We start from the raw sequence: 22,601 nt of genomic DNA on the forward strand, positions 1-22,601 counted from the left end.
GGGACGGCCGTCCGCTACTCGCTCCGGCCGAAGACGCGGCGGAAGACGTCGTCCATGTGCCGCGTGTGGTAGCCCGGGGAGAAGCAGTCGTTGATCTCCTCGGGCGTCATCATCTTGCGCAGGTCCTCGTCCGCGAGCAGCGCCTGCCGGAAGTCCACGCCCTCCTCGTAGAGCTTCATCGCGTTGCGCTGGACGATGACGTAGGCGGCCTGCCGGTCCATGCCTTTGCGCGCCAGCTCCAGCAGGAGCCGCTGCGAGTTCACCACGCCGCCGAGCAGCTCCAGGTTCTTCTTCATCTGCTCCGGGTAGACGCGCAGGTCCTCCATCAGCCGGGCGAAGCGCACCAGCATGAAGTCCGCGAGGATGGTGGCGTCCGGGCCGATGACGCGCTCCACGGAGGAGTGGGAGATGTCCCGCTCGTGCCACAGCGCCACATCCTCCATGGCGCTCACCGCGTAGCCGCGCAGCAGGCGCGCCAGTCCCGTGAGGTTCTCCGACAGGATGGGGTTGCGCTTGTGTGGCATCGCGCTGGAGCCCTTCTGTCCGGCGGTGAAGGGCTCCTCCGCCTCGCGCACCTCGGTGCGCTGCAGGTGGCGAATCTCCACGGCGAACTTCTCGATGCTGGAGCCCAACAGCGCCAGCGCCGTGAAGTACTCGGCGTGCCTGTCACGCTGCACCACCTGGCTGGAGGCGGGCGCGGCCTTGAGGCCCAGCTTCTTGCAGACGTGCTCCTCCACTGCCGGAGGCAGGTGCGCGAACGTGCCCACCGCGCCGGAAATCTTGCCCGTGGCGATGGTCTCCCGCGCGTGCAGCAGGCGCGTGCGGGCGCGGCGAAGCTCGTCGTACCAGATGGCCAGCTTGTGGCCGAACGTCACCGGCTCCGCGTGGATGCCGTGGCTGCGGCCCATCTGGAGCGTGTGCTTGTGCTCGAAGGCGCGCTTCTCCACCGCCGCCATCACCCGCTCCATGTCCTGGAGGATGAGGTCCACGGCGTCGCGCAGCGTCATCGCCAGGGACGTGTCCAGCACGTCCGAGGACGTCATTCCCAGGTGCAGCCAGCGGGCACTGGGGCCCACCCGCTCCTCCATGAAGGTGAGGAAGGCGATGACGTCGTGCTTGGTGGTGCGCTCGATTTCGTCGATGCGCGCGGCATCCGCGGGCGTGAAGTCTCCGGCTTTCTGGAGGCAATCCTCCAGCGCCTCGCGCGGGGCCAACCCCGCCTCCACCATGCCCTCCAGCGCGGCGAGCTCCACATCGCGCCACCGGCGCAAGCGGGCCACGTCGTTCCAGAGGTTGGACATCTCCTGTCGGCTGTATCGCGGAATCACTCGTAGACCTTCACGGCAAAGTCCTTCCGCGCCGCGAACCGGAGCAACTCCAGCACGGACTCGGAGGACGGACCCAACTTCCGGGCGGTGGTGAGATTGATGGACAGGTCCAACCCCTCTGGCTGCGCCACCGCCAGCGCCCCCGGGTCAATCTTCTCGTGGATGATGCGATTGGCCAGCCGGCCCGCTTGCAGGCCAATGGCCATGGGGCTGGGGGACAGCGCGAGGGACGCGCCCTCCTTCACCTGGCTGGGCGTGAGCGCCACGAGCGGCAGCCGCTTCGCCTGCGCGAAGGCGATGAGCTGCTGCACGACGGCGGCGTTGCCCACCGTCTTGTCCGCCACCATCAGCAGCGCGTCCACGCGGCCCGCCGCGCCCTCCAGCACCTTCTCCACCTTCCCTGGTGAGTCCACCTCCAGCGGGAGGATGGACAGGCTCCGGGACGCGGCGGACGTCTGCGCCTGCGTCACGGTGCTGGCGGAGAAGCGGGGGTCATGCACCATGCCCACGCGCCGGGCCTTGGGCGCCACCGCGAGCAGCGCCTCCAGCTCCGGCCCCAGGTCACTGGTAAGCGAAATGCCGGTGACGTTGGGGCCTTCCAGTCCGTACTTCTCGAAGTACGGCACCATGGCGAAGAGGACGGGGATGTCCTCGCCCAGGGAGCGGCGCGCGGCGTTGGCGGCCAGTGGCCCCAGGGCCAGCACCAACGCGGGCTTCTGGGCCGCCAGCTTCTTGAAGATGCGCGCGGCGGCGCCGGGACTCTCGTCCAGCGTCATCTCCTGCACCTCCGCGCGCGCCTCCGCGGCGAAGCCAGCGATGACGGAGGCATAGGGCGCCAGGTTGGCGGACTTCACCGCCACCACGCGGGGACGGGCTGCCCCTTGAGCCCCCGCTACCACCGGCACCAGCAGGAGCAGGAGCGCGAGGGTCCGCCCGTTCATGGCTTCACGCTCGCGCAGCACCGGAAGCCGACCGAGAGGGCGGTCTTCTCCGGAGCGATGAAGGCCCGCGCGCTGCACCTCGAGGCGAGCTGCGAGTCGTTGAACGAGCCGCCCTTCTGCACGACACCCCGGTTGGGGACGCGGGTGCTCGTCCACTCCGCCACGTTCCCGGAGAGGTCCGCCACGCCATAACCCCGTGACACGCATTGCGTGAACGTCCCGGAGGGGGCGACCGTGGGAGGCGTTTCCTGGAGCGAGACCTTCGTATTGCACGCGCCTTGAACGTAATCGTCGCCGTATGCGTAGCGCGCGTTGCCCGGTCCCTTGCATGCCTTCTCCCACTCCTCTTCCGTGCAGAGCCGCTTCTCCGCGGCCTCACACAGCCCGCGCGCCTGTTCCCAGGTCACCTCCACCCGAGGACTCCCTCCCCGCTTGTTCGAGTTCGAGTACTCGAACTCGTCCATGCAGAAGGAGTCCACCTGGATGCTTTCCTCGAAAGGCTCCTCCACCTGCCCCTGGTCGTCGTCCCGCGCCTTTCCCCGGCGGAAGTACCCGCCACTCACCACCCGCATGCCATCGGGACACCCTCCCGCCAGCGCGACGAGGGGAGGAGCATTGGCTTCCGGTGCAGCCTGGCGTGCAGACGGCCCTCCCATGGGCACCACCGGCGCTGTCCGCTGGGCCGAGCGCAGGTAGCGCAGCAACAGGTAACCGCCACCGGCCCCCAGCGCGAGCCCGCCCACGGTCAACACCACCATCCAGATGAATGCCGAGCGACGGCGGGAGGCCGAGGACTTCGACGGACGGGTGGACCGGTGGGTGGGCGCGATGCGAGGCGCCGAGCGCGCCGCCGAGGTCATGGGCGAGTCCAACGTGCGAGCGCCCGACATGGAAGGATGGGAGTCGAGCGAGCGAGGCCCCGTGCGTGCCCCCGACACCGCGGGCGACTCCAGTGTGCGCGCGGTGCGGATGGCCGGCACCGGCACCGCGGGCGCCGCATCCAATGTCCGCGACATGGGCCGAGGCCCGGAGGCCGAGGGCGAGGACTCCAACGCGCGCGCCGAGCGGGCACCGGAAACCGCAGGGGCCGGCTCCTGCCCCGCGTCCGACTCCTGGGCCCGAGGCGCCGCGCGCGGCTGAGCAGCCGGCATCGGTCCGGAGGCACGCGGCGCGGGCCCACCCGCACGAGCGGGCTCGGGGGGCAGGCGCCCACCGTGAGCGGGCTCGGAGGCTCCCCTGGAGGAACGCCCCCCCTGTGACGATTCCGAGGCAGCCCGTCCCTTCGCCGACGCTTCGGAAGCCGAGCGCCCACCTTGAGGCGAATCCATGGCGGCCCGCGCGGCGGACGCGGTGATGAACGGCAGCGCCTGCTCCGTGAGGTGCTGGGATGCGCCGGGGTTCGCGCCGATGATGGCGGCCAGCGTCGCCGCGTCGAGCGGCTGCGTGGCATCGGGCGGAGGCGGCTCCTCCTCGACGGGCGCGGAAGGCTTCGGCGCCGAGGTCACGATGCCCGTGGGCACCGGCATCATGTCCGTGGGCACCGGAGGCGGCGGACGCGCGGACATCCGCACCGCGGCGGCCTGCGCCGAGCCCGCGGGAGGCGGCACGCCGCGCACATGCGTGGCGACCGCCGCGGGGGCGCGCGCGAGGATGCTGGCGAACTCCGCGTGCAGCTCACCCGCCGTCTTCGGACGGGCCAGCGGGTTGATGTTGAGCGCGCGCCGGTAGAGCGCCTCGAAGGACGTGGGCAGGTCTGGGTGCAGCGAGGTCAACCCGGGCACCACGCCCTCGACGGGCACGAGGCCCGCGACCATCTCCCCCATCACCACGCCCAGCGAGTACACGTCCATGCGCGTGTCCAGCTCACCGCCCGCCACGTACTCGGGAGCGACGTAGATATCCGCGCGATGCCCCTTCTGCGCCTGGACGAAGGGAAGCTGCGGCACGGCGAGGCCGAGCCCGTAGTCCGTCACCTTCAGCAGGTCCGGAAGGACGATGACGTTCTCCGGCTTGAGGTCGGAGTGGGGGCCGAAGCGATGGGCCGCGTCCAGCGCCGCCGCCATCTGCGCCAGCAGCGGCTCCACGTCCTTCAGCGAGAAGAGCTGCCCGCGCGAGGCACGCTGCTCCATCATCCGCCGCAGCGTCATCCCCTCCAGCAACTGCATGGTGAAAAAGGGCCGCTCACCGTCGAGCCCCTCTTCGTAGACGCGCAGCAGGTTCGGGTGGTTGAGCTTCTTGCCCACCCGCATGGAGAACGAGAACTGGGTGCGCTCCTCGGGCTGCTGGACGAGTCGCGGGTGGACCGTCTTCAGCGCGACCTCGACGTCGATCTCCTCGTCCTGTGCGCGGAAGACGAAGCCCATGGGGCCGGAGCCCACCACCTCCTGGATGGCGTAGCGGCCTGCGACGACGTCCCCTGGCTTGTAGGGGGCGCCCTCCAGGCCGCGCTTGCGGACGACACCGGCCGATTGTCGCGCGGCCGCGTCGTACTTCATCCCGCAGGTGGGACAGGTGTCGGTCGTCTCGGGGACGTGGCTGCCGCAGCGGTAGCAGAGCAAAGCAGTCGGACTCCAGGGGCCGGTCGAAGGAGGACCGCGAGCGGGGGTGCGGTCCGGCCTCATATTCTGCACGCTCCCCTGTCATCAAGGAACGATGCCGTCGGCTCTCGCGCTACCGGCCGGTGGAACCGAAGCCGTTCCCCCCCCGCGACGTCGCGTCGAGGACCTCCACTTCTTCCAGCGTGGCGGACGTCACCGGCGCCACCACCAGCTGGGCCACCCGGTCGCCCCGACGCAGGGTGAAGGGCTCGCTGGAGAGATTCACCAGGATGACCTGCACCTCCCCCCGGTAGTCCGCATCCACCGTCCCGGGGGAGTTGAGCAGCGTGATTCCGTGGCGCAGCGCCAGGCCGGAGCGAGGTCGTACCTGCCCCTCGTAGCCCGGGGGGAGCCCCAGCGCGAGGCCCGTGGGAACCGCCATCCGCGCCAGCGGCGCGAGCACCCGCTCCCCCTCGATGTCCGCTCTCAAATCCAGCCCGGCGGCGAGCGCCGTCTCGTAGCGGGGAAGCGGCAAGGGCTCCGGATGGGCACGCACGCGGCGCACCTGCACGGTGAGGGACGAGGCCATGGCGCCGATGTACCACACCCCTGCCCCGTCTCCAGTTCCCGCTCCAACGTCACGGGTAGTCCGCGAAAGCGACGACAGCCCGGCAAGCCCCCAGACCCCGGCACGCTCCCGGACTTCGAGGCCTGGCTGGAATCCTCAGCGCGAGGAATCGCCGGACACGGCGCGGACGGAGGCGCGGAACTTGAGGGGGTCCATGGGCCGGGAGGCGAGTTCCAGCTGGTAGTGGAGGTGGGGCCCCGTGGAGCGCCCGGTGTTGCCGGAGCGGGCGATGAGCTGTCCGCGCTCCACCCGCTCCCCCACCCGGACCAGCAGCTCCGAGTTGTGGCAGTACGCTGTCGTCACGCCACGGCCATGGTCCAGGACCAGGACGCGGCCATTCACCGCGTCCTCGCTCGCGCGCCGCACCACACCCTCCGCCACGGCCGATACCGCCGTCCCCGTGGGTACGCTGAGGTCCACGCCCGTGTGCATCCGCCGCATTCCCAGCACGGGGTGGTGCCGCTCGCCGAAGGGGCTCGTCACCCGGGCGCTCTCCGACACGGGCCACGCGAGCCCGAATGCGGTGGACAACGCCAGCGCCTGCGCCGCGCCCACCGAGGCCGTCTCGAAACCCGGAGGAAGCTGCCGGTTCAGTGACTCCAGCGTCGGCGCGCCACCTTCCGCCACCACGCGCTCCTGGGCATAACGCGCGGGGATGCGGCCGACGAAGAGGGCCGTGAGGCGCGCCTCCTCGCGGGGGAAGTCCGCCTCGAGCGCCGCGTGAAGCCTGCGCGCGGCGACGGGCCCTTCCACCGGGTCCAACAGCCGGTCCATGGGAATCCCCAGTTCCTGGGCCAGCGCGGCGAAGGGCTCCCTCGCTCGCGCATCCAGGCCCTTCAATGCCAGGTGCGTGCCCCAGGCCAGCGACTCCGCATCCGTCAGCGGACGCACCAGGGACACCTCGGGCGCCAGCATGGGCGCGGCCAGCGAGGTGCCCGTCATGCCGTCGTAGTACGCCAGCAGGGGCCGCGCGGTGCTCTTCGCGGAGAAGGCCCAGGCGGAGGCCTTGCGCACCAGCGCGCCCGCGGGCGTGTGGTGGTACGCCGTCCACACGCACAGCACCGCCATGCAGAAGTCCAGCAGCCCCCTGGCCCGGCTCGGGAACATGGCGGTCCTCAGCGCAGGAAGGAAACGAGTGGAGTGGCGTCCAGCACGGCGGCCAGTGCCAGCGGCACCACCACCGCGCAACCCAGGAGGCCTCGGGTGAAGGCCCGTCGGCCGCGCTCCTGTGCGCAGGCCGCGTCCGCGTGTTGAAGGTTGCGCAGCACCGCGCGCCACCCGAGCGTGGCCAGCACGCCCACCAGCGCCCCCACGGACAGGCCTCTCGCGCCCCAGTCAGCGACCTGGTCCCCCATCAGCTCGCGCCAGGACAGGTACACCGTGCCTTGCATCAGCTTCGCCACCGTGCACGCGCCCGCCACCACCACCGCCGCGGTGGCCAGGGGGCGCAGCCAGCGCATGGGCGTGGGCTGGCGCAGACAGCGCTGCCACAGCGCGCGCCACGAGGGCTTTGCTTCCTGCCCCTCCAGGGCCGCGCGCCACGACTCCGCGGGCTTCACGGCGGCCGCCGTCGCCTCGCGGTAGCCCAGGGCGGGCAGCGCCAGCACCAGGTCCGCGGCCAGCTCCCACGTCAGGGCCAGGATGCGAGCGATGCGCGTGCGCAGCTCCAGCGACACCCACTCCACCATGGGGGCCGTCACGTCGTAGCGGCCCACCAGTCCATCGAAGGCCGCGTCCACGCGGTCCACCACCGCCACCAGCCTGTCATCCAGCGTGTCCGCCGCCGCGTGCACGCCCACCGCCACCAGGGCCAGCAGCCCCAGGGGCATGAAGGCCCACCGGAAGGCGCCCAGCAGGCGCGAGACGTCGGTGACGAAGCCAGTGGAAGTCGAGGGTCCGGCGGGCGGCGGGCGGGGCGGCAACGGGGCCTCCAGAAGGCGGGGCTCGCACCTCCAACGCACGGCCCCCAGCTCCAGGTCTAAGCCAGCGCCCGCCAAAACGAAAACGCCCCCTGCCGCGCGGTGGCGGAAGGGGGCGTTGGAGCTACTCCGGACCTCGTGAGGAGGCCCGGGAGCGAGGCGACAATCAGGCCTTCGCGTCGGGCTGGGTGGCCTCGGGGGCCGGCTGCGCGGCGACAGCGTCAGCGGCACCCTGCTGCTGGGTCGCCGCGCGCTCCGCCATCGCCTCCTTGCGCGACAGGCGAATCTTGCCCGTCTTGTCGATGCTGACGACCTTCACCAGCACCTCGTCGCCCTCCCTCAGCACGTCGGAGACGCTCTTGACGCGCTTGTCGGACAGCTCGGAGATGTGGATGAGGCCGTCGGTGCCCGGGAACAGCTCCACGAAGGCGCCGAACTCGGCGATCTTCCGCACGGTGCCCGTGTAGATCTTCCCGATTTCCGCCTCGCGGGTCAGCGCCTGAATCATCGCGATGGCGGCCTTCACGGCCTCGCCGTTCGCGCTGGCGATGTCCACCCGGCCAGAGTCCTCGATGTTAATCGCCGCGCCCGTGCGAGCGATGATGTCCTTGATGACCTTGCCGCCCGGCCCGATGACGTTCTTGATGAACTCGGGACGAATCTGGATGGTGGTGATGCGGGGCGCGTACTGGCTGATTTCCTTGCGGGGCTGCGCCAGCGTCTTGAGCATCTCGCCCAGGATGTGGATGCGGCCCTGACGCGCCTGTTCCAGCGCGCGGCTCATGATCTCCGTGGTGAGGCCGGTGATCTTGATGTCCATCTGGATGGACGTGATGCCCTTGCTGGTGCCGCACACCTTGAAGTCCATGTCGCCCAGGTGGTCCTCGTCACCGAGGATGTCCGACAGGATGGCGATCTTGTCGCCCTCCTTCACCAGACCCATGGCGATGCCGGCCACCGGCGAGGTGATGGGAACACCCGCGTCCATCAGCGCCAGCGTGCCACCGCACACGGAGGCCATGGACGAGGAGCCGTTGGACTCGAGGATGTCCGACACGAGGCGAACCGTGTACGGGAAGGACTCGCTCTTGGGCACCATGTTGCGCAGCGCGCGCTCCGCCAGCGCGCCGTGGCCGATTTCACGACGGCCCGGGCCGCGCAGCGGCTTCGTCTCATTCACGCTGAACGGGGGGAAGTTGTAGTGCAGCATGAAGCGCTTGAAGGACATGCCACCCAGCATCTCCAGCCGCTGCTCGTCATCGCTGGTGCCCAGCGTGGCCACCACGAGCGCCTGCGTCTCGCCACGGGTGAAGACCGCGCTGCCGTGGGTGCGCGGCAGCACGCCCACTTCGTTCGTAATCGTGCGGACCACGTCGTGACCGCGGTCGCCGATGCGGCCACCGTTGACCGTCATCTCGCGCATGTGCTCGTACTTGAGGTCTTCCACCACCTGCTTGGCGTGCTTCTCCACCAGCGGGGAGTAGGCCTCGGCGAGCTGCTCCTTGAGCTTCGCGATGGTCTCCTTCTTCGTCTTGGAGAGCGACTCGTAGCGGGCGCCCTTCTCCTTGATGGCGTAGCCGGCCTTGATGCCGTTCATCGCCAGCTCGCGCACCTTGGAGCGCAGGCCCTCGTCCACGGAGGCCGGCTTGTCGAACGAGCGCACCTGCTTGTTCAGCTCGCGGCGCAGCTCGTCCTGCATGTCCAGCGCGGGCTGGGCGGCCTGGAAGCCGAAGTCCAGCGCGGCGACCATGTCCGCCTCGGTCACCTCTTCCGCGCCGCCTTCCACCATGACGATGGCCTTGCGGCTGACCGCCATGACCAGGTCCAGGTCGCTCTGCTCACGCTGCTTCGCGGTGGGGTTGGCCACCAGCTGACCGCCCACGCGGCCCACGCGGATGCCGGCGAGGGGACCGTCGAACGGGATGTCCGACACCCACAGCGCCGCGGAGGCGCCGGTGATGCCGTGCACGTCGCCCTCGTTCTCCGGGTCCGCGGAGATGACGCTGGCAATGACCTGCGTCTCGTACGCGTAGCCTTCCGGGAACAGCGGACGCAGGGAGCGGTCCACCACGCGGGAGGCCAGCGTCTCCTTCTCCGTCAGCCGGCCCTCGCGCTTGAAGTAGCTGCCGGGGATGCGGCCCGCCGAGTACAGCTTCTCCTGGTACTCCACCGTCAGCGGCAGGAAGTCGATGTCCTTCTTCTCCCGCGCGCTCACCGCCGTCACGAGCAGCATGGTGTCGCCATAGCGAACCACCACGGAGCCATCCGCCTGCTTGGCCAGACGACCCACTTCGATGCTCAGCTCGCTCTCGCCAATCTTGACGCTCTTCTTCAGCATGTCCTTGCCTCGGTATTCTTCGGGCGAGGACCCCACCGCACGCACCTGGCCCGCGAGGGACCTGGCACCCCGGGAGGGCCCTCGGGGTGTATGAGCGGTCGCCAAGGCCCGAAACAGGCACATGACAGGCAACCGCCAGCCTGTACTGCGGAAGGGCGCTTGCGGAGCGCCGGAGGGATGTCTCGGAACTTTTGATCCCTGATCGCACCGGCCGACAACCGTGTCAGCCGGTCCGAACGGAAACCAAAACCTCCGTCGGCACCACTCCCTCGCCCGCCACCACCCACCGCTTCTCAACTGCTTCTCTGCTGCCACTTCAACGTCTGAAACGCGCGGGGCGCTGGTTGAACCAGCGCCCCGGGTCCTGCCGAGATGCCTACTTGCGGATGCCGAGGCTCTCGATGAGCTTCTTGTAGCGGGTGACGTCCTTCGACTTCAGGTAGTCCAGAAGCCGGCGACGCTGACCGACCAGCTTCAGCAGACCGCGGCGGGAGTGGTGGTCCTTCTTGTGCGTCTTGAAGTGCTCGGTGAGCTGGTTGATGCGCTCGGACAGCAGCGCCACCTGCACTTCAGGGGACCCGGTGTCCGTCTCGTGGGTCCTGAACTTCGTCACCAGCTCCGACTTGCGCTCCTGATGCAGCGACATGTGATTCTCGTCTTTCGTACCCCGCTCCGGAGTGATTCCACTTGAGTCGCCCAGGTCCGCGGAGGGGTACAGACCGGGTCTCATGCTCCACTTCTAACGAGCGGGGGGCTTATAAGCTTCACCCTACCCAGGGTCAACCTTGGCCGCCTGCCCGTGCGCCTCGCGGGGGGTGGAGCGTGTGAAGACGCACAGCCGGGGGGCAGCCGGGCCTAGACGAGCACTCGCAGGTACCGCAGCCGTCCGCCCACGCCCTCCGCCACCGCCAGCAGCGCGCCGTCGGGGCCCGTCACGCGCAGCCTCCCTGGGCGCAGCAAGGAGGGAGAAACCTCCACCGGCACGCCGTGCGACACGCGCTTGGCGTCGTCGGCCCCTACCCGCACCTCGGGCAGGTCGACCAGGGCCTCGGCGATGGGCACCAGCCGTGAGGCCAGCGTCCCGTCCTTCAGCAGGGCAGGCACGTCCGCCAGCGGCAGCGAGCGTGCCAGGGGGAACGGCCCGCTGGCCGTGCGCCGCAGCGCCTCCAGGTGTGCCCCGCAGCCCAGCACCCGTCCCAGGTCGAAGGCCAGGGTGCGCACGAAGAAGCCCTTGGAGCAGCGCACGGACAGATGGAGCCGGTCCGCGGAGAAGTCCCGCAGCACCAGTTCGTACACCGTCACGTGGCGGGCGGCGCGCTCCACTTCCTCACCCGCGCGGGCCAGCTCGTACAGGCGCTTGCCAGCCACCTTCACCGCCGAATACATGGGCGGGATCTGGTCGAAGCTCCCCCGGAAGCGCGACAGCGCGGCCTCCAGGAGTGCGGGCGTCAACACGGGCACCGGCGCGCGCGCCGTCACCTGCCCCTGCGCGTCCTGGGTGTCCGTCTCCGCTCCCAGGCGCACCGTAGCGTCGTAGGCCTTGTCGCCCTCGGTGATGAAGCCAGCCACCTTGGTGGCCTCTCCCAGACACAGGGGCAACACTCCGGTGGCCATGGGGTCCAACGTCCCCGTGTGGCCCACCTTCTTGATCTTCAACAGCGAGCGCACCTGTCGCACCACGTCGAAGGACGTGGGGCCAGAGGGCTTATCGATGACGAGGACGCCGTCCATGTCGCGCCAATATTGTGGGCCCGGGGCTGGAACTACCAGCCTTCCTTGCTCCGGACCTCGCGAAGCAGACGGTCGATCTTGTCCCCCTCGCCCACGGATTCGTCGAACGAGAAGAAGATCTCCGGCGACACGCGCAGGTTGACGGCCGACGTGACGTGGCGGCGCACGAAGCCCTTGGCCGCCTCCAGCCCCTTCTGCGTGTCCGAGCGCTCCTCGGCCGTGCCAATCATCGAATAGAAGACACGGGCCACACGCAGGTCCGGGGAGACCTTCACCCCGGTAATCGTGATGTAGCCGATGCGCGGATCTCTCAGCTCGCCCCGGGTCAGCAGGTCGCCGATGGCCACCTGGATTTCCTGCCCCACTCGCTCGGGTCGGGAATGCGTCGTCATTTCTTCTCCCAGTCTCGCGGGTTGCGCAGGGAGCGGGCTCGAACCCGCGCCTCGTCCAGCGTCATCCGTCCACCGCCCGACGGTGACGGGCGACCCGTACCGGGGTCGCCGTCGTTGTCGCCGTCATGACGGCGCTCCCACTCACCCAACCCCTCGGCCTCCGCCAGGGAGGCCCGCTCGCCCCGCAGGAAGCGAGCGATCGCCGCCTCCGACTGGGCCGCTGCCGCTTCCGGCGACAGCGGTGCTTCGTCTTCGTCGTCCAGAGCGGACCGCGAGGCCCTGGAATCCGCGGTGTTGCCCGCGGCGAAGAGCTGATCTCCAAAGGCGAGGATTTCCGTCTCCCGCGCCATCAGCGGGGCCACGTACATCTCCTCGATGAAGTGGATGACCTTCTCCAACTGCTCGTCCACGTGGCGGCGGTCATTGCCCACCACCGAGAGGGCAAGCGAGGCCTTCTGCCAGAGGTCCTGGTCGTCCACCTCGGCCACGGCCACGTTGAAGCGGGCCTTCACCCGGTCCGTCACCCGGCGCAACACCTGTCGCTTGGACTTCAGCGAGCCGCTGTCCGGAATCTGGAGGGTCAGACGTGCGACACCTACGAACATGCCAATCCCCCGACCCCGGGGGACCTGGCGACTGCGCGAGGCCCCCAGGGCGAAACCTCCCCGGGAAGGTGGGGCCTTCCCGGGGGCGAGAGGACACGCGGCGGAAGACTAGGTGAGGCTCTGCCGGGTCTCTTCGATCTCGTAGGCCTCGATGATGTCGCCGGCCTTGAGGTCGTTGAAGTTCTCGATGCCGATACCGCACTCGAAGCCCTGAGCGACCTCCTTGACGTCGTCCTTGAAGCGCCGCAGCGACGCCATCTTCCCGGCGAACAGCTGCTTGTTCTCGCGGATGAGGCGAACGATGGCGCCTCGCTTCATCACACCATCCAACACCGCCGCGCCGGCGATGGTGCCCAGGCGAGGAACGTTGAAGGTGTTGCGGACCTCCGCGCGGCCCAGCTTCTTCTCCGTGCGGATGGGCTCCAGCAGGCCCTCCATCTCCAAGCGCACCCCGTCGATGAGCTCGTAGATGATGGTGTAGCTCTGCAGGTTGACTTCCTGAGCCTTGGCCGCGGCCTCCGCACCCGACTCCGGGTGGACGTTGAAGCCGAGCACCACGCCCTTGGAGGCGGCCGCCCGCATCACGTCGCCCTCGGTGATGGCGCCCACTCCGGAGTGGACGACCTCCACCTTGACCTTGTGGGTGGAGAGCTTCTGGACGGCCTGCTTGACGGCCTCGGCCGAGCCCTGCACGTCCGCCTTGATGACGACGCGCAGCTCCTTGGGACCGCCGCCCGCCTTCGTCTTGGCGAACAACTGCTCCAGGGACTCACGACTGACCTTGCCGAGCTCGGTCTGCCGCTCCTTCATGTTGCGGTGCTCGGCGATCTGCTTGGCCGCCTTCTCGTCCGCCACCACGTTGATGGCGTCGCCCGCGGTGGGAACACCGGACAGGCCGATGACCTCCGCGCAGTAGCCCGGCTTGACTTCCTTCACCATCTCGCCGCGGCTGTTGTTCATCGCGCGGACTCGGCCGTAGTGCGAGCCGGTGACGACGGCGTCGCCCAGCTTGAGCGTGCCTTCCTGCACCAGCACCGTGGCGACCGGGCCACGGCCGCGGTCCAGCTTGGCCTCGATGATGGCGCCGACCGACGGGCGGTTCGGGTTGGACGTGAGCTCGAGGACCTCGGCCTGCAGCGCCAGGTTCTCCAGCAGCAGGTCCAGGTTCTGCTTCGTCTTGGCCGAAACGGGAACCATGATGGTGTCGCCGCCCCACTCTTCCGGGACGAGCTCGTGTGCGGCCAGGTCCTTCTTCACGCGGTCCGGGTTGGCGCCGGGCACGTCCATCTTGTTGATGGCGACGACGATGGGGACTTCCGCCGCCTTCGCGTGCTTGATGGCCTCCACCGTCTGCGGCATCACGCCGTCGTCGGCGGCCACCACCAGCACCACGATGTCCGTCACGTTGGCGCCGCGGGCGCGCATGGACGTGAAGGCCTCGTGACCCGGCGTATCCAGGAAGGTGACGTCACCCCGCGCGGTGGTGATGCTGTACGCACCGATGTGCTGGGTGATGCCGCCCGCCTCGCCCGACGCCACGTTGGCGCTGCGGATGGCGTCGAGCAAGCTCGTCTTGCCGTGGTCGACGTGGCCCATGATGGTGACGACCGGCGGACGCGGACGCTCGTCCTCGGGACGGGCCTCCACCTCGGGCAGGTAGTCTTCCACCTCGAAGCCCACGCGCTCGATCTTCCAGCCGTAGTCGCTGGCGATGGTCTCCGCCGTGTCGGCGTCCACCAGCTGGTTGGCCGTGGCCATCTTCCCCTGCGCCATCAGCTTCTTGATGAGCTCCGCGCTGCGGATACCCATGCGCTGGCCCAGGTCGGACACCGAAATGCCCTCCTGCAGCTTGATGACCTTCTTCTCCTCGGCCATCTGGGTGATCTGCGTCTTGGCACCCTTCTTCGTGGGCTTCTTCTTCTTGCCACGGATGGGGATGGTGACGCGGCCCCAGACCATGTCCGTCAGTTCCTGCTTGGACACGCTGGTCGTATCGCCACTGGTGCGCTTGCGCTGGCCACGCTCCTTGTTCTTGGAGACGTCCACCAGTTCGCGGCCCCGGCCCAGATGGTCCGGAACCACCTTGTACTCACGGCGCTCGGGGATGCCCGCGCGGCCCGGAGCCATGGGGTACTGCTTCGCCTGGCCGGCCGTGGGGGTGACCCGACGCACCTGGATGAGCGGGCGCGAGATGACGACGGCCTGAGTGGCCGTGGGACGCGCCTGACCGCCCGTCGGAGACACCTGGGCGTGCGGCACACCGCCCACCATGATGGTGGGACCCTGCGGCGCGGCGGTGCCGCCCGCGGAGGCCTGCGCTCCAGGAGCGGAGCTGGGACGCACCGGCCCCTGGCCGGGACGCGTGCTCTGGCTCTGGTACGACGGATAGCTCGGACGACCGCCCGGACCACCGGGACGCCCACCCGGACCGCCCGGACCACCGGGACGTCCACCCGGACCGCCCGGACCACCGGGACGCCCACCCGGACCGCCCGGACCACCGGGACGTCCACCAGGACCACCCGGGCCACCCGGACGACCACCGCCCGAGGGACCGCTCCGCTGCCCGTAGCCCGGCGCGGGGCCCCGAGACACGACGGTCGCGGACGAAGACGGGGGAGAAGACGTCCGGACAGTCGGCGGAACCGGCGAGCGCGGAGGGGGTTGGGGCAAGTGGGTACTCTCCTGAGAAGGGGAACGAGGCTGCGCGGCGGCAGCTGGGGGAGCGGCGGGGGCGCGAGGCGCCTCGACCGGGGCCTTGGGAGCCTCCGTTGCGGCTGGAGGCGTGGCGGCCTGAGCGGGCTGCTGCTCGGTCACCGGGGGAGCCGTCGGAGCCGCGGGCGCGGCGGTGACGGCGGGAGACTCCTCCACGGAGGGAGCCGGAGCCGTCTCGACAGCGACGGGCGGGGGCTCCACGGCGCGAGGCGCCTCCTCGGGAGGCTGGTAGGCCTCGACGGGGGGATGAGCGGACTCAACGGGTCCGGAATCGTAGTGGTCATGGGAGTCCGCGGAGTGCGACTCCATGCCCGCTTCGGCGGAGCCCGCGGGCGGGCCCACCTTGCGGCGCACCACGAACCCCTTCGCCGTCACGGGAGGCGCTGCCTGCTTCGGCTTGCGCTTGTCCAGGATCTTCTGGACGGCGGCGGTCGCCTGGTCGTCATCGAGGGAGGACGAATGGCTCTTGACGTCGTAACCGAGCGCGGACAGCTCGTTTACGACCTCCTTGTTGTCGAGCTCAATGCCGTGGCCCTTGAGCTCCTTGGCGATTTCGTGGACGCGCTTCTTCGACATATTGCCCTTGTTGGCCTGCCGCACCCGGCGACTCCGGGGCGCAGCACCCTAGCTCAAACCCGAAAATGTGTGCGAGTGGTCCTTAACACCCACTCCCCCCCAACACCCCTCCGCCCTCATGGCGCAGGCTCCTATGCCTACCCGAGCTGCGACGGGTCTACCAACCCCGCCTTCCCGCGAAAGGCCCGACCAAACGCCTTCCGCTTCAGCGCTGCCGTCATACAACCGACACCGCACAGGTAGGCGCCCCGTCCGGGCAGCCGCCGCTCCCTGTCCACCACGACAGCGCCCCCAGGCCCTATCACGAACCGGGTGAGCTCCGCCTGCGGTCGCTTGGACCCGCATCCGACGCACATCCGGACCGGGCCTGACCGCGCGCTCTGCTCCGCTGGTACCAAGCGACCTGCTGGGCGCCCCACATCCCCTCTCCTCTTCACTATTCCTAGCTTACGGCGACTTGGTGGCTTCCGCGCCACCGTCCAGGGTCGCCGTCGTAATACCGCGCTCGGCGTTCAGCTCCGTGCGCAGCTTGGCCTCCTCCACGAGGTAGTTTTCCGCCGCGCTCTTGAGCTGGCGGGCCTTCTTGATGCCCACACCCGGAACGTCGCCCAGCTTCGCCAGGTCCTTCTCGTTGGCGATGTCCTCCACAGTGCGGTAGCCAGACGCCACGAGCTGTTCGATGGTCTTCTCGCCAACGCCGCGCACGCGAGCCATGCGCTCGGTCTGGGACAGCTCGTCGGGGTGGCGGCGCGCCTCGGCCAGCCGGGCCTGCTCCCTTTCATAATCCATGCGGGACAGCTCCGCCTGGTCTTCCACCATGCGCCTGCGGGCCTCCTCCTGCATGGAGGGGACACGGGCGGGGTCCACGCCGGGGATCTGCGCCAGCATCTCCGCGTTGGCCTCCGCCACGTCCCGGGCCTGCCGGAAGCCGTGGGCGTAGAGCGTCTCCACCAGCATCTCGTTGACGCCCGGCAGCGCGCCCAGCGAGCGGCTGGCGAACTCGCGCATCTCGCGCACGCGGCTCTCGCTGTTGATGTCCAGCTTCCAGCCCGTCAGCTGGGCGGCCAGGCGCACATTCTGCCCGCGCCGGCCAATGGCCAGGCTGAGCTGGTCGTCCGGGACGATGAGCTCCATGGCGTGGTTGGCCTCGTCGATGATGACGCGGCTGACCTCCGCGGGCGCCAGCGCCGAGCACACGAAGCGCGCCGGGTCTTCATCGTACGGGACGATGTCGATCTTCTCCCCGCGCAGCTCCTGCACCACCGCCTGCACGCGGCTGCCCTTCATGCCCACGCACGCGCCCACCGGGTCCACGTCCGAGTCGCGGCTGGAGACGGCGATCTTCGCGCGGCCACCCGGCTCACGCGCGGCCGCCTCGATGACGACGATGCCCTCGGCGATTTCGGGCACCTCCATCTCGAACAGCTTGGTGAGCAGGTTCACGGAGGCGCGGCTGAGGACGATCTGCGGGCCCTTGGACTCGCGCAGCACGTCCAGCACGTAGGCCTGGACGCGGTCGCCGGGGCGGTACGTCTCACGCGGGACCTGCTCGCGCACCGGCAGCACGGCCTCGGCGCGGCCCAGGTCCACGATGATGTTGCCGCGCTCGAACCGGCGGGCGATGCCGGTGACGATCTCGTTCTTGCGGTCCTTGTACTCGTTGAAGACGTTCTCGCGCTCCGCGTCCCGCGTGCGCTGCAGGATGACCTGCTTGGCCGTCTGCGCGGCGATGCGGCCGAAGCCGCGGCGGAAGGTCTTCAGCCGGAGGATGTCGCCGTACTGGTCGTCCTGGGCCTTGGCCTCGTTGGCGTCCTCGTCCCGGTAGAAGATCTGGAAGACGAGCTCGTCGCCGGGCTCCACTTCCATGCCCTTCTTGTGCGACTCGGTCAGGTTGATCTGATTGACCGCTTGAACCGGGTCGGTGATCTCCTCGACCACGGTGATGGCCTGGAACAGCTCCACCACGCCCTTGTCCGCGTCGTACTTGGCCTCGAGGTTGCGGTCCTGGCCAAAGTGCTTCTTGGCCGCGGTCTTCATCGCATCCTCGAGGGTGGCAATCAGCACAGCCCGGTCGATGCCCTTGTCCTTGGCGACCTGGTCCAGGACAAGGTTGAGGTTGACGGTCGGGTTGGCTTGTTGCGTAGGCATTGTCTTCTCCTGAATGGGTCCACGGGCCCCCCGCGCGGCAGGGTGCCCTGTATGTCGACGTCTAGAACTCGAACTCCAGGTTCGCCTTGGCGATGTCCTTGAAGAGGATGTGGAAGGTTCCGGCACCTTCCACCTCCACCGAGATACTGTCGCCCGCCACCCCGGTCAGCGTGCCAGTGAAGCTCTTTCGCGGCGGCTCGCCCACCGGCCCGAACGTCTTCACTTTCACCTTCTGCCCCTGAACTTGCGCGAAGTGGGTCGGCTTCCTCAACGGCCGGTCCACCCCGGGGCTGGAGACCTCCAGGCTGTACTCGTGGGGAATGAAGTCCTCCACGTCCAGCACCGGGTCCACCGCGCGGGACACCTGACTGCACTCGTCCAGTCCCACCCGGCCCCCTGGCTTGTCGATGAAGAGCCGCAACACCCAGCCCTCGCGTTCCCGGATGAACTCCAGGTCCACGAGTTCCAGGCCCTCGCCCGCAACGAGGGGCTCGAGCACCGAAAGGGCCCGTTCCTCCACCGTCTGCTTGAGGTTCTTCTCCGACATAACTGGGAAACCAGGCTCCAAAAACGCGAAAAGCGGGCACGGCGGCCCACTTTTCGAGGTGCACATCGAAAAATGTCGGGCGCGTCCGTAACACACGCCCCAGCGGGGTGTAAAGGAAGGACGCTCCCTCTCGGGTCCCGTGAAACCTGGCCAACAGGGCAAGGAATTCCCAGGGGTTCCGCGTGCCGGGCGGGCGTTATAACGCGCCCATGCACCTCATCGCCGCCGCCCAGATGGTGTCCACCGCGGACAAGGCTCACAACGTGGAAGTCGCCACCCGGCTCGTCCGGCGCGCCTGCGACCTGGGCGCCCGCCTGGTGGGACTGCCAGAGAACTTTTCCTGGATGGGACCCGAGCCCGAACGGCAGGGCGCGGCGGAGGGCCTGGATGGCCCCACCCTCGCCCGGATGGCGGAGCTGGCGCGCGAGCGGAAGGTGACGCTCCTGGCAGGCAGCGTCCTGGAAACGGGCGCCCCTGGCGGGCGGCTCTACAACACCAGCGTCCTCTTCGGCCCGGATGGCGAGCGGCGGGCCGTCTACCGGAAGATGCACCTGTTCGACGTCGAGGTGGGGGATGGTGCGACCTATCAGGAGTCCGCGGCGGTGGCGCCGGGGACGGAGGTCGTCGCGGCGGACACGGAGGTGGGGCGGCTCGGGCTCTCGGTTTGCTACGATTTGAGATTCCCTGAGCTGTACCGCCGGCTGTCCAAGGACGGGGCGACGCTGCTGGCGGTGCCGGCGGCCTTCACGATGATGACGGGCAAGGACCACTGGGAGGTGCTGCTGCGGGCGCGCGCCATCGAAAACCAGGCGTACGTGCTGGCGCCCGCCCAGGGCGGCAGGCATTCGGCGCAACGGCAGACGTATGGCCACGCCATGGTGGTGGACCCCTGGGGGTTGGTGACGGCGAGGGCGTCGGAGGGCGAGGGCCTGGCCGTCGCGCCGGTGGACCTGGAACTCCAAGCGCGCATCCGTCGCGACCTCCCCTGCCTGCGACACCGCCGATTGGACTAGCCTGGGGGAACCTGATTTCCGGACGGTCCCCTTCTCGTGAATGGTCGACGTTGGCTTCCCATGCTGCTCGCGCTCGCGCTCCCGGCTTCGCCGCTCGGCTGCACCGCCGAGGACGCGCCCGCCGTGCCCACGACGTCCACGACTCCGGCGCCCGTGCCCCGCGCGCACCTGCGAGGGTTGAAAGGGAACGTCCAAATCAAACGCTCCATCGCCGACGAGTGGAGCACCGCCAGCGACGGCGTCCCCTTGTTCGAGAACGACAAGGTGCGCACCGAGGCGGGCGCGGGCGCGGACCTCGTCTTCAGCGGCAACGGGAGCATGGTGCACCTGGGCGGTGACTCGCTCATTGGAATCGCGGAGACGCGTCCGAGGCCGGGCCGTCCGCGCACGGACCTGACGGTGCTGCGCGGCCGCATCGACGCGGAACTGGAGCGCCCCTCCACGCAGTCGCTCTCCGTCAACACGCCCGCGGCCACCATCCAGGCAGGAAGGGAGATTGTCTTCCAATGAAGACGGCACTGCTCCTGCTCGCGTGGCTGAGCGCCGCGCCCCCGGACACCACCGTGGTGGGCCCCCAGGAGTCCCTGCGGGAAGTGGCCGAGCGCGTGCTCGGAGACGCGAACGCCACCGCGGAGCTGCGCGCCCTCAACAGCCTGTCCTCGGATGCCGTCGCGCCGGGCACGCGGCTGAAGCTCCCCGGTCAGGAGCGGGGGCTGGCCCTCAAGGCCCTGGAGACGGCGCGTACCCTCGTCGCACAGGCCAAGGGCACCGGAGTCCTGCCGGAAGCGGAGGCACGGCTGAGTGAAGCCGAGGTCTACTTCCGCACCGCGCGTTATGCGCAGGCGTCCGAGGCGGCCAATGCGGCCGGGACGCTGGTGTCCGGGGGGCGAGCGCCCCACCCTTCCACCTTCAGCGTGCACGTGGAGCCGGACGCGGGCACCACCACCGTCAGCGTCACCCGAGGCCCGCCGGTCCGCGTGGAGGCCGAGGGCGTCACGCGGCCCGTCGCTCCAGGTGAAACCGTGCTCGTGGAGAAGGGACGACCTCCCGTAGTCCCCGCCACGCCGCTCGCGCCCCCTCAGCCCGAGCAGCCCGAGCAGGGCGCGGTGCTGAAGCGACGCGCGGACGCGAAGGGACACCTGGGTCCGGTGAAGCTGACGTGGGCGGCGGTGACGGGCGTGGAGCGTTATGAGGTCGAAGTCGCCCGAGACATGCAGGGCGCGGCCGTCGTCACGCAGACGGCCACGTCGCCGGAGCTGAAGCTGCCAGTGCTGCCCGCGGGGCGTTACTGGTGGACGGTGCGGGCGGTGGGCGCCTCGGGCCGGTCCGAGCCGTCGGTGGTCCGTCGGTTCGAGCTCGTCCCCGAGCGACTCAAACTCGAAGTCCAGAAGGGCCAGTGGCAGTAGTCCCTGGAGGAGTCGCCCCGTGCGCCTGTTCAAAGCCATCCTCCTGTTGATGCTCGTGGTGAGCATCGTCCCCACGCTGATGGTGGGGTGGCTGTCCGTCACACATACCCGCGAGCTGCTGGTGCGCGACGCGCAGGAGCTGGCGCAGGAGCGCGTGAAGCAACTGCGCCTCAAGGCCGAAATCTTCCTGGGCGAGCCCACCGAGGCCGTCATGGGCCTGGCCCGCGTGCCGGACTTCTTCGGCTTGCCCCTGGAAGCGCAGCAGACGCACCTGGCCTCGGTGCTCTCCCAGCGACGCGAAGTGCTGGCCCTCACCGTCTTCGGCCCGGATGGGAAGCGACTCCCCGGACTCCAGGCCTTCTCGCGTCACGACGTGCCGCCCACCGCGCTCGCCTCGCACGAGGAGCGCGGTCGCGCGCTGCTCGAGGGCGGCATGGAGGGGCCTCGCTACTCCGACGTGGTGGCGACCGGCGGCGGTGGGCCGGTGGTGACGCTGGCGTTCCCCGTGGGCGAGCCGGTGAAGGGCTTCATCACCGCGGACCTGTCACTGGCGGGCCTGCGACAGATGCTGGAGCAGGAGCGCGTGGGCAGCACGGGCTTCGCGTACCTGTCGGACCATCGCGGCCACCTCGTCGTCGGCGGAGGCGGCGTGGCGGCACTGGGCGGAGATGTCTCCCAGCGCAGCCCCGTGGCGCACCTGCTGCGGCAGTTGGCCAGCACGCCCGACGCGGAGCTGTTCCACGTGGGCAACTTCGGCGAGGGCCGCGACGCGGTGGTGGCGGCATACACCGTGCTGCCCGAGACGGGCTGGGCCATCGTCTCCGAGCAGCCGGTGGAGCACGCCTATCGCCAGGTGGAGACGATGGAGCGCCGCATCCTCCTGGGGCTGGGCGCGGCCATCCTCGTCGCCCTGGTGATGGCGGCCCTCTTCTCGCGCAACCTCACCCGCCCCCTGAAGGTCTTCACCGACGGCGCCCTGGAGCTGGCGCGCGGGAAGTTCGGCGTGGAGGTGAAGATTCCGCAGAAGAACGAGGTGGGCGAGCTGGCCCAGACGTTCAACTACATGAGCAAGCAGCTGCTCGCGTACGACATGGAGAACCGCGGTCTCTACGAGAGCCTGGAGAAGGGCTATCTCGAGACCATCGTCGCGCTGGCCAACTCCATCGACTCCAAGGACGCGTACACGCGCGGCCACAGCCAGCGGGTGGGTGACCTGTCGGTGGAGATTGGCCGGGAGCTGAACCTCACCGAGCGCGAGCTGCGACAGCTCCAGTACGGCGGCATCCTCCACGACATCGGCAAGATTGGCATCGTCGAGTCCATCCTCTGCAAGCAGACGAAGCTGACAGACCAGGAGATGGCCATCATGCGCGAGCACCCGGCCATCGGCGACGCCATCATCGGCCCGGTGAGCTTCCTGGGCGCGGTGCGCGCGTGCGTGCGCCACCACCACGAGCGGTGGGACGGCACGGGCTATCCCGACAAGCTCCGAGGCGACGACATTCCCCTGCTGGCCCGCATCGTCGCCTGCGCGGACACCTTCGACGCCTGCACCTCCACGCGCCCGTATCAGAAGGCCATGCCGCTGGAGAAGGCGATGGAGATTCTCGACAGCCTCACCGGCGCGCAGTTGGACCCGCAGGTGGTGGCGGCCCTGCAACGGGTGGTGGCCAAGAAGGGCGTGCGGCTGGAAGGCCACCGGCTGCCCGTCAAGCTCGCCTCGTGAGTCGCGCGCCCCCGACCCGGAAGGATGCTAGGGAGGGCGCACCGCTGTTGA

At 69.5% G+C, this 22,601-nt stretch carries 19 protein-coding genes; 4 read left to right on the forward strand and 15 right to left on the reverse strand.

The window, feature by feature from the left end; all coding sequences use genetic code 11:
• Positions 1 to 14 precede the first annotated feature (14 nt).
• From purB to rimP, 15 genes are all read right to left on the reverse strand, one after another.
• Positions 15 to 1,328: an adenylosuccinate lyase gene (purB, locus tag HUA75_RS40920; RefSeq protein ID WP_141644250.1), complete on the reverse strand. Its 1,314-nt coding sequence runs from the start codon at positions 1,326 to 1,328 to the stop codon at positions 15 to 17.
• Entirely contained in the window at positions 1,325 to 2,269 is a 945-nt protein-coding gene (locus tag HUA75_RS40925) for an ABC transporter substrate-binding protein (protein WP_174464347.1), read from the reverse strand. The genes purB and HUA75_RS40925 overlap by 4 nt, the downstream gene beginning before the upstream one ends.
• Positions 2,266 to 4,827 (reverse strand): SUMF1/EgtB/PvdO family nonheme iron enzyme, encoded by a 2,562-nt coding sequence (locus HUA75_RS40930; protein WP_174489526.1) that lies wholly within the window; start codon positions 4,825 to 4,827, stop codon positions 2,266 to 2,268. Before HUA75_RS40930 ends, HUA75_RS40925 begins: the two co-directional genes overlap by 4 nt.
• 112 nt (positions 4,828 to 4,939) lie before the next feature.
• Complete coding sequence (dut, locus tag HUA75_RS40935) at positions 4,940 to 5,395, reverse strand: dUTP diphosphatase (protein ID WP_174489527.1); 456 nt, start codon at positions 5,393 to 5,395, stop codon at positions 4,940 to 4,942.
• A 135-nt stretch (positions 5,396 to 5,530) separates the two neighbouring features.
• Positions 5,531 to 6,541: a M23 family metallopeptidase gene (locus tag HUA75_RS40940; RefSeq protein WP_174489528.1), complete on the reverse strand. Its 1,011-nt coding sequence runs from the start codon at positions 6,539 to 6,541 to the stop codon at positions 5,531 to 5,533.
• An 8-nt stretch (positions 6,542 to 6,549) separates the two neighbouring features.
• Positions 6,550 to 7,356, reverse strand: a complete 807-nt coding sequence (locus tag HUA75_RS40945; RefSeq protein WP_174489529.1) for a hypothetical protein — start codon at positions 7,354 to 7,356, stop codon at positions 6,550 to 6,552.
• A 163-nt stretch (positions 7,357 to 7,519) separates the two neighbouring features.
• Positions 7,520 to 9,691 carry a polyribonucleotide nucleotidyltransferase gene (gene pnp / locus HUA75_RS40950; RefSeq protein ID WP_174489530.1) on the reverse strand — a complete coding sequence of 724 codons (2,172 nt, stop codon included), beginning with the start codon at positions 9,689 to 9,691 and terminating at the stop codon, positions 7,520 to 7,522.
• Between the two features lie 376 nt (positions 9,692 to 10,067).
• Positions 10,068 to 10,337 carry a 30S ribosomal protein S15 gene (gene rpsO, locus HUA75_RS40955; protein ID WP_141644273.1) on the reverse strand — a complete coding sequence of 90 codons (270 nt, stop codon included), beginning with the start codon at positions 10,335 to 10,337 and terminating at the stop codon, positions 10,068 to 10,070.
• Positions 10,338 to 10,546: 209 nt separating this feature from the next.
• Positions 10,547 to 11,422 (reverse strand): tRNA pseudouridine(55) synthase TruB, encoded by an 876-nt coding sequence (truB, locus tag HUA75_RS40960; RefSeq protein WP_174489531.1) that lies wholly within the window; start codon positions 11,420 to 11,422, stop codon positions 10,547 to 10,549.
• Between the two features lie 32 nt (positions 11,423 to 11,454).
• A complete protein-coding gene (gene rbfA, locus HUA75_RS40965; protein ID WP_141644243.1) occupies positions 11,455 to 11,814 on the reverse strand; it encodes a 30S ribosome-binding factor RbfA in 360 nt (119 codons plus the stop codon).
• Positions 11,811 to 12,419: a DUF503 domain-containing protein gene (locus tag HUA75_RS40970; protein WP_174489532.1), complete on the reverse strand. Its 609-nt coding sequence runs from the start codon at positions 12,417 to 12,419 to the stop codon at positions 11,811 to 11,813. Before HUA75_RS40970 ends, rbfA begins: the two co-directional genes overlap by 4 nt.
• A 108-nt stretch (positions 12,420 to 12,527) precedes the next feature.
• The gene (gene infB / locus HUA75_RS40975; protein WP_174489533.1) at positions 12,528 to 15,710 is read right to left on the reverse strand and encodes a translation initiation factor IF-2; all 3,183 of its coding nucleotides are present in this window, start codon (positions 15,708 to 15,710) and stop codon (positions 12,528 to 12,530) included.
• A 137-nt stretch (positions 15,711 to 15,847) separates the two neighbouring features.
• Positions 15,848 to 16,066 (reverse strand): YlxR family RNase P modulator, encoded by a 219-nt coding sequence (locus HUA75_RS40980; RefSeq protein ID WP_246137650.1) that lies wholly within the window; start codon positions 16,064 to 16,066, stop codon positions 15,848 to 15,850.
• A 91-nt stretch (positions 16,067 to 16,157) separates the two neighbouring features.
• The gene (nusA, locus tag HUA75_RS40985; protein ID WP_141647290.1) at positions 16,158 to 17,858 is read right to left on the reverse strand and encodes a transcription termination factor NusA; all 1,701 of its coding nucleotides are present in this window, start codon (positions 17,856 to 17,858) and stop codon (positions 16,158 to 16,160) included.
• Positions 17,859 to 17,919: 61 nt separating this feature from the next.
• The gene (rimP, locus tag HUA75_RS40990; RefSeq protein ID WP_141647291.1) at positions 17,920 to 18,405 is read right to left on the reverse strand and encodes a ribosome maturation factor RimP; all 486 of its coding nucleotides are present in this window, start codon (positions 18,403 to 18,405) and stop codon (positions 17,920 to 17,922) included.
• A gap of 209 nt (positions 18,406 to 18,614) precedes the next feature.
• Here rimP and HUA75_RS40995 point away from each other — a divergent pair, with 209 nt between their 5' ends.
• From HUA75_RS40995 to HUA75_RS41010, 4 genes are read left to right on the forward strand one after another with little or no spacing between them, the layout of a single operon-like run.
• Positions 18,615 to 19,418, forward strand: coding sequence for a carbon-nitrogen hydrolase family protein (locus tag HUA75_RS40995; protein WP_174464352.1), 804 nt, complete (start codon positions 18,615 to 18,617; stop codon positions 19,416 to 19,418).
• 60 nt (positions 19,419 to 19,478) lie between these two features.
• Positions 19,479 to 19,928, forward strand: coding sequence for a FecR family protein (locus HUA75_RS41000; RefSeq protein WP_141647293.1), 450 nt, complete (start codon positions 19,479 to 19,481; stop codon positions 19,926 to 19,928).
• Positions 19,925 to 20,824: a peptidoglycan-binding protein LysM gene (locus HUA75_RS41005; RefSeq protein WP_141647294.1), complete on the forward strand. Its 900-nt coding sequence runs from the start codon at positions 19,925 to 19,927 to the stop codon at positions 20,822 to 20,824. The genes HUA75_RS41000 and HUA75_RS41005 overlap by 4 nt, the downstream gene beginning before the upstream one ends.
• Before the next feature lie 19 nt (positions 20,825 to 20,843).
• Positions 20,844 to 22,550 (forward strand): HD domain-containing phosphohydrolase, encoded by a 1,707-nt coding sequence (locus HUA75_RS41010; protein WP_174458118.1) that lies wholly within the window; start codon positions 20,844 to 20,846, stop codon positions 22,548 to 22,550.
• Positions 22,551 to 22,601 lie beyond the last annotated feature (51 nt).

This window comes from Myxococcus sp. CA040A, from assembly GCF_013336725.1.
Classification (GTDB): domain Bacteria; phylum Myxococcota; class Myxococcia; order Myxococcales; family Myxococcaceae; genus Myxococcus; species Myxococcus llanfairpwllgwyngyllgogerychwyrndrobwllllantysiliogogogochensis.